At 61.4% G+C, this 12633-nt stretch carries 12 protein-coding genes; 9 read left to right on the forward strand and 3 right to left on the reverse strand.

Annotated elements, in window-relative coordinates:
• Positions 1-211: 211 nt before the first annotated feature.
• Positions 212-931, reverse strand: a complete 720-nt coding sequence (locus IEX27_RS15335; RefSeq protein WP_188721959.1) for a DUF1428 domain-containing protein — start codon at positions 929-931, stop codon at positions 212-214.
• Positions 932-1159: 228 nt separating this feature from the next.
• On the opposite strand from IEX27_RS15335, the gene IEX27_RS15340 reads away from it, so the two are divergent.
• The 8 genes from IEX27_RS15340 to ureG are packed head-to-tail and all read left to right on the forward strand — an operon-like array spanning position 1160 to position 6808.
• On the forward strand, positions 1160-1993 hold the full coding sequence (locus IEX27_RS15340) for an urease accessory protein UreD (RefSeq protein ID WP_188721960.1): 834 nt from the start codon (positions 1160-1162) through the stop codon (positions 1991-1993).
• A 30-nt stretch (positions 1994-2023) separates the two neighbouring features.
• Positions 2024-2326, forward strand: coding sequence for an urease subunit gamma (locus tag IEX27_RS15345; RefSeq protein ID WP_188721961.1), 303 nt, complete (start codon positions 2024-2026; stop codon positions 2324-2326).
• Between the two features lie 25 nt (positions 2327-2351).
• The gene (locus IEX27_RS15350) at positions 2352-2927 is read left to right on the forward strand and encodes a HupE/UreJ family protein (RefSeq protein WP_188721962.1); all 576 of its coding nucleotides are present in this window, start codon (positions 2352-2354) and stop codon (positions 2925-2927) included.
• A gap of 7 nt (positions 2928-2934) precedes the next feature.
• Positions 2935-3240: an urease subunit beta gene (locus IEX27_RS15355; protein WP_188721963.1), complete on the forward strand. Its 306-nt coding sequence runs from the start codon at positions 2935-2937 to the stop codon at positions 3238-3240.
• A gap of 18 nt (positions 3241-3258) precedes the next feature.
• On the forward strand, positions 3259-4971 hold the full coding sequence (gene ureC, locus IEX27_RS15360) for an urease subunit alpha (protein ID WP_188721964.1): 1713 nt from the start codon (positions 3259-3261) through the stop codon (positions 4969-4971).
• A gap of 16 nt (positions 4972-4987) precedes the next feature.
• Positions 4988-5527, forward strand: a complete 540-nt coding sequence (gene ureE, locus IEX27_RS15365) for an urease accessory protein UreE (RefSeq protein ID WP_188721965.1) — start codon at positions 4988-4990, stop codon at positions 5525-5527.
• The gene (locus tag IEX27_RS15370; RefSeq protein WP_373869889.1) at positions 5490-6185 is read left to right on the forward strand and encodes an urease accessory protein UreF; all 696 of its coding nucleotides are present in this window, start codon (positions 5490-5492) and stop codon (positions 6183-6185) included. Before ureE ends, IEX27_RS15370 begins: the two co-directional genes overlap by 38 nt.
• Positions 6182-6808, forward strand: coding sequence for an urease accessory protein UreG (ureG, locus tag IEX27_RS15375; protein ID WP_188721966.1), 627 nt, complete (start codon positions 6182-6184; stop codon positions 6806-6808). The genes IEX27_RS15370 and ureG overlap by 4 nt, the downstream gene beginning before the upstream one ends.
• 6 nt (positions 6809-6814) lie before the next feature.
• Here the strand turns inward: ureG and IEX27_RS15380 are convergent, their stop codons facing one another.
• Positions 6815-7735: a response regulator transcription factor gene (locus IEX27_RS15380; protein ID WP_188721967.1), complete on the reverse strand. Its 921-nt coding sequence runs from the start codon at positions 7733-7735 to the stop codon at positions 6815-6817.
• On the reverse strand, positions 7728-11111 hold the full coding sequence (locus IEX27_RS15385; protein ID WP_188721968.1) for a hybrid sensor histidine kinase/response regulator: 3384 nt from the start codon (positions 11109-11111) through the stop codon (positions 7728-7730). The genes IEX27_RS15380 and IEX27_RS15385 overlap by 8 nt, the downstream gene beginning before the upstream one ends.
• A 225-nt stretch (positions 11112-11336) precedes the next feature.
• On the opposite strand from IEX27_RS15385, the gene urtA reads away from it, so the two are divergent.
• Positions 11337-12626, forward strand: a complete 1290-nt coding sequence (gene urtA, locus IEX27_RS15390) for an urea ABC transporter substrate-binding protein (RefSeq protein ID WP_188721969.1) — start codon at positions 11337-11339, stop codon at positions 12624-12626.
• Positions 12627-12633 lie beyond the last annotated feature (7 nt).

Consider the following 12633-nt stretch of genomic DNA (forward strand, 5'->3'; position numbering starts at 1 on the left):
CAGCCAGAACATGAAGAAGATCGCCCTGGCACTCACCCGGAAACCACACATGGCCGGGGCGTGAGCCCGCGGGCTCCTTCTTCATCTTCTCTGCGTCAACACCCGCAGCGACGCCTTCCCGCTCCAACGAAAAACCCGCCAAAAAAATCGGCGGGTTTGTCAGCGGTCTGAGCGGCCCTTACGGGCCGCCACGCTTTCAACTGCCCGGATGTCAGACCTGCCTGCTTGTATCGTACACCACCTCGAAGCCGCCCCACATCATGCGCATGCCGTCGAACGGCATCTCGGGGTATTCCTTGCCCTCCATGCTGGCTTCCATGGCTTTCGCGGCTGCGTCGCAAGTGGCGCGGTCCGCCCAGGCTGTCCAGCTGAACATTGGGATTTCGCCATCCTCGGCCTTCGTTGCACGATAGAAATCGGTTTTCTTGCCGTGCGGAACGTAGACGCCCCAGTTCTCGACGATCCCGAGACATTTGTTCGGGGCGAAGGCGTCGGACCACGCTTCGCCCGCCATCTTGATGTAGGCTTGCCTGTTCTTCTCCGGCACGGCCAGCAGGAAACCCTGGATGTAATTCGCTTCCCCGTCGCTGCCGCCGGTGAACACCGGTTCGAAGCCGCCATAGATCATGCGGCTTCCGTCAAATGGCATCGCTGGCATTGAGTTGTCAGCCATCAATTTCTCAAAGGCCGCATCCGCTGTCGCCTTGTCCGGCCACTCGATCCAGGAGAACACCGGGGTCTCATCATCCTGCGCTTCCACGGCGCGGTAAAAGTCGGTGATCTTGCCCTTTGGCACGTCCACGCCCCAGCCCTCCACCATGCGCGTGGCGCCGAGGCGCTGGAAGTAAGGCCATGCCTCATGCACATGCTCGATATATTTCTGGCGGTTTGCTGTCGGCACGGCTGCGACCGTGCATGCATAATATGTCATCAACACCTCCCAGTGAGTTGTGGGTTTCGCCCACCTGAGATCAGGATGACCCGCGCTTTCCTTCGTGGCAACGCCGATACGGTTGTCAAGACGAACTCTGCTGACAACCTGGTGTCAGGGAGACATGCGGTTTCTGCACATCTTGTATACGCAAAGGGGAACTTCCCTCCCTGTTCGGTTACATCGTGAAACGATATCCTGCTGGCAAAATGCGGGGCCAACACAGGTATGGATGAATCCAGTTTCACAAGGTTATCGTCCCAACGCGTCAAGGGTGTTGGCGGCATTGCCGTGCAGTTCAAGGAAGGGCGCTCGCGCATCCGCAGGCTCTACCAGGAGGGGGCATCCAAAATTCGCATGCCGCAGGTGGCAGGCGATCCGCTGGAAGCCATCCTCATCAACATGGCGGGAGGTCTGACCGGTGGTGACCGACTGACCTGGGATATCGAGCTGGATGAAGGTGCTTCCGCCGTTTTCACCACCCAGGCTTGCGAGCGCATTTACCGATCCGGCGGCGGCGAGGCGACAATCGCTACGCGCATCAAAGGTGCAAACGGCACGCGTCTTGCTTGGCTTCCCCAGGAGACAATCGTGTTCGATCAGTCACGGCTGTCGCGAAGCCTGGATGTTGATCTTGAGCACGGGGCAGAAGCGCTGCTGGTTGAGGCGACGGTGTTTGGCCGGCTTGCCATGGGCGAGACGGTCGAACAGGCGCAGTTCAGCGACCGCTGGCGGGTGCGGCTCGGGGGCAAGCTGGTGCATGCGGAAGAGTTCCTCATCGGACCAGATGCTTCGACGGAACTGCAGGCGGTGCCGGTGACAGACGGAAACCTGGCCGTGGCGACCGTTCTTCAGGTTTCCGGCAGGGACGACTGTCCGCTGGAAGCGGTGCGCGGAATCGTCGGTGACGAGGGTGCGGCAAGCTTCTGGCAGGTTGGCGGCGGGTCGAAACTGCTGGTGAGGCTTTATGCGCCGGACAGCTACGCCCTGCGCAAGCGTCTCGCACCATTGCTGGCTCTGCTTAATGGGCGGGCAGGGCTGCCTAAAGTTTGGTCAATTTAGTCTCGCGGTGAGAAAGCTTAGGACGAAGAAATGAATTTGACGCCAAGGGAAAAAGACAAGCTTCTGGTTGCCATGGCGGCAATGGTTGCGCGCCGCCGCCTGGAACGGGGAGTGAAGCTCAATCATCCGGAAGCCATTGCGCTCATCAGCGACTTCGTCGTCGAAGGCGCGCGCGACGGCCGCAGCGTTGCCGACCTGATGGAAGCAGGCGCCCATGTGATCACCCGTGAGCAGGTCATGGAAGGCGTTGCCGAGATGATCCACGACATCCAGGTCGAAGCCACTTTCCCGGACGGCACCAAGCTCGTTACGGTGCATGAACCAATCCGCTGAAGCGAAACATCCAGAGGGTAACAAAATGAAGAAGTTGAAGGTAATTGTTCCAGCGGCGGTTCTGGCACTGGCGGCGAGCCCGGCGCTCGCCCACGTCAATCCGGCGGAGCATGGCTCTTTCGCGGCCGGCTTCACCCATCCCTTCTCCGGTGTCGATCACATGCTGGCGATGGTTGCGGTCGGCCTCTGGGCCTCGGTGCTTGGCGGGCGCGCCATGTTCACCGTTCCCGCCGCCTTCGTCGGCGTGATGCTGCTGGGCTTTGCCGGATCGATGTTCGGCCTGTCGCTGCCCTTCGTTGAGCCTGCGATCCTTGCTTCGGTCGTCGTGCTGGGCCTCCTCGTGGCACTGGCGCTTCCGGTTTCCGCAGCTGCAGGCGGTGCGCTGGTCGGCTTCTTCGCGCTCTTCCACGGCCACGCTCATGGCTCTGAAATCGGCGATGCTTCCTTCCTTGCCTATGGCGCAGGCTTTGCCGCTGCCACGATCGTCTTGCATGTCGCTGGTATCGCTGCGGGCATGGCCTTCGGCCGCTTTGGCACGACGCTCGTTCGCATCGCCGGCGGCGCGACCGCGTTTGGCGGCCTGATGCTGATCGCCGGGTGAGGTCATCATGATACCGGGCGAAGTCATCACGCAGGACGGCGACATCGAGCTCAACTCAGGGCTCGAGGCCATCACGCTCAAGGTCGCCAACACCGGCGACCGGCCCATCCAGGTCGGCAGCCACTTCCACTTCTATGAAGTAAACGCGGCGCTCACCTTCGACCGCGAGCAGGCGCGCGGCTACCGGCTCGACATTGCCTCAGGCACGGCGGTCCGCTTCGAGCCGGGGCAGGAGAGGGACGTGACGCTTGTTCCGCTGCGCGGCAAGCGCGAGGTCTACGGCTTCCGCCAGATGATCATGGGCAAGCTCTAGGAACGGTGGGAGACAGTCATGCCAGCCAGAATTAGCCGCGCGACCTACGCGCAAATGTTTGGCCCGACCACCGGCGACAAGGTCAGGCTTGCCGACACCGAGCTTTTCATAGAAGTCGAGGACGACCTCACCACCTATGGCGAGGAAGTGAAGTTCGGCGGCGGCAAGGTGATCCGCGACGGCATGGGCCAGAGCCAGCTTCCGCGCTCGGCCGGAGCAGTCGATACCGTCATCACCAATGCGCTGATCCTCGATCACACGGGCATCTACAAGGCCGACATCGGCATTCTTGATGGCCGCATCGCGGGTATCGGCAAGGCCGGAAACCCGGACATCCAGCCGAACGTCTCGATCATCATCGGCCCCGGCACTGAAATCATCGCGGGCGAAGGCAAGATCATCACGGCGGGCGGCATCGACTCGCACATTCACTTCATCTCGCCGCAGCAGGTGGACGAAGCGCTGAACGCAGGCATCACCTGCATGATCGGCGGCGGTACCGGCCCGGCCCACGGCACGCTGGCCACGACCTGTACGCCTGGACCCTGGCACCTCGAGCGCATGATCCAGGCCTTCGACGGCATGGCCATGAACTTCGGCCTGTTCGGCAAAGGCAACAGTTCGTTGCCGAACGCGCTGGAAGAGATGGTGCTGGCGGGCGCCTGCGGCCTGAAGCTGCACGAGGACTGGGGCACGACGCCCGCGGCCATCGACAGCTGTCTTTCCGTCGCCGACCGCTTCGACGTGCAGGTGGCAATCCACACGGATACACTCAACGAAGCGGGCTTCGTTGAGGACACGGTCGCGGCCTTCAAGGGACGCACGATCCACTCCTTCCACACGGAAGGTGCGGGCGGCGGCCACGCGCCGGACATCATCCGTGTCTGCCAGTTCCCGAACGTACTGCCGGCTTCGACCAACCCAACCCGGCCTTATACGGTCAACACCGTGGCCGAGCATCTCGACATGCTGATGGTCTGCCACCACCTGTCGCCGTCGATCCCGGAAGACATCGCGTTTGCCGAAAGCCGTATCCGCAAAGAGACGATCGCTGCTGAAGACATCCTGCACGACATGGGTGCCTTCTCGATCATCTCCTCGGACAGCCAGGCCATGGGCCGCGTCGGCGAAATGATCATCCGCTGCTGGCAGACGGCAGACAAGATGAAGCGCCAGCGCGGCAACTTGGCCGAAGACAAGCCGGGCAACGACAACTTCCGCGCACGCCGCTATGTGGCGAAGTACACGATCAACCCGGCGATTGCGCATGGCATCTCGCACGAGATCGGTTCGGTCGAGGTGGGCAAGCGTGCGGACCTCGTGATCTGGTCGCCTGCCTTCTTCGGCGTGAAGCCTGACATGGTGCTGCTCGGCGGCTGGATTGCCACGGCATCCATGGGCGATCCGAACGGCTCGATCCCGACGCCGCAGCCGATGCACTATCGCCCGATGTTCGGCTCCTTCGGCAAGGCGCGGACCAACACGTCCGTCACCTTTGTGTCGCAGGCCGCGCTCGATAACGGACTGCGCGAGCGGATTGGCGTTTCCAAGCAGATGGTGGCGGTGCGCAACACCCGCGACGGCATTGGCAAGCGCTCAATGATCCTCAACGATGCGATGCCGCTGATGGAAGTGGATCCCGAAACCTACGAAGTGCGGGCGGACGGTGAACTGCTCACCTGCGAACCCGTTGACGTCGTGCCCATGGCACAGCGCTACTTCCTGTTCTGAGTTCGAAAGGCGACCCATGCTGAGGGCAACATCGATCATCCGTGCGGGCGAGCCCGCCGACGCCGTCTCCATCGGCCATGCCGTGCTGGAGCGCGACGAGCGGCACCTGCGTCGCAAGGCCATTGCTCTGGAAAACGGCGCGAAGGTTCTCGCCGATTTTCCCGAGGCGGTGGTGCTGGAGCATGGCGACCGCCTTCTGTTGGAAGACGGAAGCTCTGTGGAGATCCGCGCGGCGCAGGAAGATCTCTACGAGATCAGGGGCCGCGACACGCTCCATATCGCGGAGCTTGCCTGGCACATCGGCAATCGCCATCTGGCGGCACAGATCGAGACGGACCGGATCTTCATCCTGCGCGACCACGTCATCAAGGCGATGCTGGAGGGCCTGGGCGCGACGGTGACGGACGTGGAAGCGATCTTCAGTCCGCTACGTGGCGCGTACTCCGGCGGACACTCGCACGGGCATGATCACGGTCACGGGCACGGGCATGATCACGCGCATGGTCACCACCACGACCATGATCATCACCACCACGCGCACGATCATGACCATTGATTCCAACACCGCATTGCTGAGGCTGATGGCCTGGCTGTCGCCGGTTTTTCCGGTTGGCTCCTTCAGCTACAGCCATGGGTTGGAGAGGGCGGTTCATGACGGTCACGCAGCGAATGCGGAAAGCCTCGAAACCTGGCTTCGCTGGCTGGTGACCCGAGGTTCAGGCTGGAACGATGCGGTGCTCTGCGCCGAAAGCTGGCGGGCAGCCTCGACTGATGGCGATCTGGCAGGATTGGCCGAGCTTGCAGAGGCCCTGGCAGGCTCGCGCGAACGCCACATGGAAACCATGCTGCAGGGTGGGGCTTTTCTTGCAGCTGCCCGCAGCTGGCAAAGCAACGTGTTCGATCGTCTGCCGGAAGAAAGTGCCTATCCCGTAGCGGTTGGAGCCGTCGCAGGTGCGCATGGTGTCCCACTCGCGGCGACGCTTTCAGCCTTCCTGCAGGCCTTTTGCATCAATCAGTTACAGGCATCCGTTCGGCTATCGGTTACGGGACAGAATGGCGTCACTGCTATCATGGTGGCGCTTGAGCCGACGCTCATCGAGACGGCTGCTCGCGCCGCCTTCTCGGATCTCAATGATCTGGGGTCGGCCACATTCATGGCGGAAGTCATGGCCATGAAACACGAGACACAACCTTCGAGGCTTTTTCGATCATGACAAACAAGAACGGCCCCCTTCGCGTCGGCATCGGCGGACCTGTCGGTTCGGGCAAGACGACGCTGACCGAAAAACTCTGCAAGGCGCTGCGTGACCGCTATTCCATTGCGGTCATCACCAATGACATCTACACGCAGGAAGACGCCTACATTCTTGCGCGCTGCCAGGCGCTGTCCGAAGAGCGGATCATGGGCGTGGAGACGGGTGGTTGCCCGCACACGGCCATTCGCGAGGATGCCTCGATCAACCTGCAGGCGATCGCGGAGATGAATAAACGCTTCCCTGGTCTCGACATCGTGTTCATCGAGTCTGGCGGCGACAATCTGGCCGCGACCTTCTCGCCGGACCTCGCGGACCTCACGCTTTACGTTATCTCCGTCTGCCAAGGTGAGGAAATTCCACGCAAAGGTGGCCCTGGAATCACACGCTCTGACTTCCTGGTGATCAACAAAGCGGACCTCGCGCCCTATGTGCATGTCAATCTGGACGTGATGCAGGGCGACGCAGCGCGCCAGCGCGGCAAGCGTCCCTTCGCCTTTACCGACCTGCATCGCGGTCAGGGCCTCGACGAGGTGATCGACTTCATCATCGAGAATGGTGGCCTGCAGGCCAAAGCGGCTTAGCCCTGCTTATGAAGAATGCAGCGCGTTGGTGGCCTTGATGGCCGCCGAGGCGCGGTTCTCCACGCCAAGCTTCACATAGATCTGCTCCAGATGCTTGGTGACCGTGCGTGCGCTGAGCCCCAGGATATCACCGATATCCTTGTTGGACTTGCCCTTGGCGATCCAGAGCAGGACTTCCGACTCGCGATGGGTGAGGCCGAAATGCTGGCGCAGAATTTCGTCTTCCGTGTAGCGGCTCGCGGCGGTCAGGCGGAAGAGATACTCATCCGGCCCGACGGCGCCCAGATAGGCGAGTTGCAGGCTCGGGCTTCCGTCCTGATCGATGGAAAAACTGTTGTCCGTACTTGAGGCCGCGTTGCGGGCCGCCATCCATCGGGCGATCTGCGCGGTGACCATCCGCAGCCCTTCGTCAGAGCCGGTCGCGGTGTTGATGAGGCGGTTTGCCTGCGGTGTCGACCAGCGCACGGTTCCATCTGCACTTACGGCTAGAAGGTGCCTACCGGCGGCATCGAGCGCCACGCGTGCGCTTTGCGCCGAACGTGCATTGGTGAGGTGCACGCGGATGCGGGCGCGAAGCTCGTCAATGTTGATAGGCTTGGTGAGATAGTCGACGCCGCCGGATTCCAGCGCGCGCACCACGTGCTCGGTTTCGGTCAGACCGGTCATGAAGACGACGGGCGTCTGCGCCACCGCAGGGTCGCGCTTCAAGCGCATGCAGGTCTCAAACCCGTCCATCTCTGGCATGACTGCATCAAGCAGGATCAGGTCCGGCGTGATGCGCTCCACTACGCTCAGGGCTGACGCGCCCGACGTTGCAATGAGCACCGAAAACCCCGACTGCTCCAGCGCTTCGGTCAGGAACCCCAGTGTCTCAGGTGAATCGTCCACGAGCAGCACGATATCCCGCGGATGGGATGCGTCAGTCATTCCGGTGTTCCCCCTCATTCTCGAACCGCCGCAGGAAGCTGTCGTAACCCGACAGATTGAACGCGCGCACATATTCGCGCAGCGCCTCGGCAAAAGGCTGATGTTCCGGCTGACGTGCAATCTCGGCGAGTTTCGCCTCGATGCCCCTCACGTAGCCGATTTCCCCAAGCTTGATCAATTCGGCCACATGGGCCGGTGCCGGCGGCACGATGCGACCCTGCCGCTCTGGCGCCTTGGCGCTGCCCGCCTGATCGCGATAGGTCCACTGCAGGCCGAGATGCAGCGCGAGCTTGTCGCAGAGCTGCCGCAGGTTGAACGGCTTGCCCAGCGTGTCATTGTGGCCTTCTGTCGTAATCCCCGTACCGTCGCCAATATTGGCGGACAGCATGACGATCGGCGCCGTCTGCCCCGCGTCGCGCAGTTTGGCAACCAGCTGCCAGCCGTTCATGCCGGGCATGGAAATGTCGACAAAGAACAGGTCCGCCTTCACGCCTTCGATTAGCGTCAGGCACTCCGGCCCGCTGCTTGCCGTCAGCACGATGAAATCCATCGGAGCGAGTGTTTCTCGCATCAGGTCGCGGTGATCCTCGTTGTCGTCGACGACAACGATGGTCCGGCGCGGGCCGAGATAGGACAGGATCTGCCGCTCGGGAGCCGGCGCAGTGCTCGGCCGCTCCACCGCCGAAAGCATCAGGCGGACGCGGAAGGTGGTGCCCTTGTTCTTTTCACTCGAGACGGTGATCTCGCCGCCGAGCGTATTGGTCAGCAACTGCGTGATTGTCAGGCCAAGACCCAGACCCGGCATCCGCTGGATGGTTTCGGCCTCGCCGCGATGGAAGGGCTCATAGATGCGCGGCAGATCCTTTTCCGCAATGCCACGTCCTGTGTCGCTGATGGTGAAGGTCGCAACCTGGCTGCGATATTCTATGTCGAGGCGAACAGTTCCCGTATCCGTGAACTTGATGGCGTTCGAAAGAAGATTGACGAGGATCTGGCGCAGCCGCTTCTCGTCGGTCCGCACATACTGGGGCAGGGAGGGGCTGCGCGTATGCTCGAAGGTTAGCCCCTTGGCATTCGCCTGCAGGCGGAACATCTCCACGATCTGGTCGAGGAAATCCTGGATGTTGATCTCGTTGGAATAGACCTGCAGCTTGCCAGCCTCGATCTTGGAAATATCGAGCAGCCCGTCGATCAGGCCAGAGAGATGCTCGGCACTGCGCTTGATGACCTTCACCGCAGATTGTCGCGGCGGCGGGATCGTCTCGTCGCGCTCCATCAGCTGCGCGTAGCCGAGCACCGCATTGAGTGGCGTGCGCAGCTCGTGGCTCAAGCCCACCACATAGCGGCTCTTGGCGCGGTTGGCGGATTCAGCAGCTTCCTTGGCTTCCTGCAAGGCGGCGTCCGTCTTCTTGTGCGCGGCAATTTCCTTGAGCAGAAGCGTGTTCTGGCGCGAGGATTCTTCCTCAGCGACAACGCGGCTGTCATGCGCCAGCACGTAAAACCATGAGACGATTCCCGCGATTACAGCGAAGACGAAGAACACGATGAGGATGGTACTGTAGATCACGTCCGCGTTTGCGGGAATGGCAAGCGCTGCCTGCCACGCGACGATCGCAAGGATCGCCCCAATCCCGGATACGGAGAGCGCCACCGTGATACCGTAGCGGCCGAGCCGCGTGCCGAGCTTTTCTACGACCGCATGCGGAAGGGTGGTGCGGGCGACGGCGGCAACCTGCGCCTTGGCACTCGCCCTTGGCTTGCACATGTCGTGGCAGCGGCTGTCAAGCGAGCAGCAGAGCGAACAGATCGGCGCGGCATAGGCCGGGCACCATGCCATGTCCTCCGGCTCGAAAGGATGTTCGCAGATGGAGCAGGTAATAGAGCTGAGGTTCTTCCACTCCTGACGCGGCTTGCGCGCAAGGTAGAACTTGCCCTTGGTGAGGTAGGCGATTGCGGGGGAAATGACGAAGGTCGTCATCGTCAGATAGGTCGAAAGCGACGCCATCACTGATCCAAAGAGGCCGAAATGCGCGGCGAGTGCGATCGCTGCCGAGCCCACCATGCCCCCAAGGCCAACGGGATTGATGTCATAAAGATGCGCGCGCTTGAACTCGATGCCGGGCGGGGCAAGGCCGAGTGGCTTGTTGATGAAAAGGTCCGCCGAGATGGTGCAGAGCCAGCTCATGGCAATGATCGAGAAGATGCCGAGCGTCTCTTCAAGCAGCCGGTAGATGCCAAGCTCCATCAGGAGCAGCGCGATCGTCACGTTGAAGATCAGCCAGACGACGCGGCCAGGGTGGCTGTGCGTCAGCCGCGAGAAGAAGTTCGACCACGCGAGCGAGCCCGCATACGCGTTCATCACATTGATCTTGAGCTGCGAGACGACCACGAAGGCGACCATCAGCAGCAATGCCGCCGTCTCGTTCGGTATCATGTAGCCGAAGGCAACGAGATACATATGCGCCGGGTCGGACGCCTGATCCACTGCCACGCCGGTGGCGAGCACCAGAACTGCGAGGAACGATCCGGCCAATAGCTTTGGGACGCCAACCAAAACCCAACCGGCTCCAGCAAGGAACACGGCAAGCCTGTGGCGCTGCTTCTGCAATCCCGTGGAGGGCAGAAAGCGCAGGAAGTCCACCTGCTCGCCAATCTGCGGCATCAGCGCGAGGATGACAGCCGAGGCTGCACCGAATTCCAGAAGGTCGAAGGCGGCAACGCCAGAGACTTCGCCATTCGAATGTCCAACGCCCGAAAAGGCGCGCCAGAGCTCGATCTTCTCCCAGTCAACGAAGGCGATGAAGACGAAGGGCAGGATGTTGAGAATGATCCAGATAGGCTGGGTGATCAGCTGGAAGCGCGAAATGAGGCGCACGCCATAGACCACGAGCGGGATCACCACAGCCGCGCTGATGATGTAGCCGAGCCATGCCGGTATGCCGAAGGTGAGGTGCAGCGCCCCGGTCATGATGGAGGCCTCGATGGCAAACAGCATGAAGGTGAAGCTGGCGTAGATCAGCGATGTGATCGTTGACCCGATATAGCCGAAGCCCGCGCCGCGCGTGAGCAGGTCGATATCCACGCCATAGCGGATTGCGTAGCGGCTGATCGGCAAGCCGACGATGAGCATGACCACGGCTGCCGCGAGAATCGCAAAGAACGCGTTGGTGGTGCCGTAGGAGAGTGTGATCGTACCGCCGATCGCTTCCAGCGCCAGGAACGAGATCGCGCCAATGGCCGTGTGGGAGATCCGGTTGGAGGAAAAGCGGCGCGCACTCTTGGCGGTGAACCGCAGCGCATAATCTTCCAGCGTCTGGTCGGCAACCCAGCGGTTGTATTGCCGACGAACCGGAATGATGCGCTGTCGGGCGGCCATTGTGATCCTTTGCCGGGACGGGTGGGAAATGCAGCTGCGCGAGGTTCTAGCATAGCGGGTCCCGCTCGGAAATTGCTGCGGCGCGACGAAGGTGCACTTCTTTCCCCCAGCATCTACGTAGAATGTCGTATGTGCAGTGCAGCAGAACTGACAGATGATCCCCTCCAAGCAATGGCCAACAGAGCAAAACCTCCATTGTGGGTTCGATCAGAGGGGATCACGAACATGATTTTCAAGACGCGTTTCACCGGAGCTCTTCTCGGTGCAATCCTGTCCACCACCGCGCTGCAAGGGGCCATGGCAGACGACGACACCATCAAGATCGGCGTTCTCCATTCGCTCTCCGGCACGATGGCAATCTCAGAGACCACGCTGAAGGATGCGGTCCTGATGCTCGTCGAAGAGCAGAACAAGAAGGGCGGCGTTCTCGGCAAGAAGCTTGAGGCTGTGGTTGTCGATCCGGCATCGGACTGGCCGCTGTTTGCTGAAAAGGCCCGCCAGCTGATCGCCCAGGACAAGGTCGCCGCCGTGTTCGGCTGCTGGACCTCCTCGTCGCGCAAGTCAGTCCTGCCAGTTTTCGAAGAGCTGAACTCGATCCTCTTCTACCCGGTTCAGTACGAGGGTGAGGAATCCTCGCGCAACATCTTCTACACGGGTGCTGCTCCGAACCAGCAGGCAATCCCCGCCGTTGATTACCTCGCCAATGTTGAAGGCGTCGAGCGCTGGGTTCTGGCCGGCACCGACTACGTCTACCCGCAGACCACCAACAAGATCCTCAAAGCCTACCTGATGTCCAAGGGCGTGGCTGAAGAAGATATCATGATCAACTACACGCCGTTCGGCCACTCCGACTGGCAGACGATCGTGACCGACATCAAGAACTTCGGCTCGGCCGGCAAGAAGACTGCAGTTGTCTCCACCATCAACGGCGACGCGAACGTTCCGTTCTACAAGGAACTCGCCAACCAGGGCATCAAGGCCGAAGACATTCCGGTTGTGGCCTTCTCGGTCGGTGAAGAAGAGCTCGCCGGTCTCGACACCGAGCCGCTGGTCGGCCATCTGGCAGCCTGGAACTACTTCCAGTCCGTCGACACCGAGACCAACGCCGAGTTCATCGAGACCTGGCATGCCTTCACCGGCGATGCCGAGCGCGTCACCAACGACCCGATGGAAGCAACCTACATCGGCTTCAATGCCTGGGTGAAAGCCGTTGAGGCAGCCGGCACGACCGACACGGACGCGGTTCTCGACACCATCATCGGCGTGTCCGTCCCGAACCTCACCGGCGGTTATTCGACCGTCATGCCGAACCACCACATCACCAAGCCGGTGCTGATCGGTGAAATCCAGGCCGACGGCCAGTTCGAAGTGGTTCAGGAAACGCCGGCCGTCGTAGGCGATGAGTGGTCCGACTACCTGCCGGACTCGAAGGACCTGATCGCCGATTGGCGGAAGCCGATGGAATGCGGCAACTTCAATGTCGCGACCGGAAAGTGCGGCGGCAAGGGCAGCTAAGCCAGAC

Origin of the sequence: Nitratireductor aestuarii (genome assembly GCF_014641695.1) — a bacterium.
In the GTDB taxonomy this organism is placed as follows: domain Bacteria; phylum Pseudomonadota; class Alphaproteobacteria; order Rhizobiales; family Rhizobiaceae; genus Chelativorans; species Chelativorans aestuarii.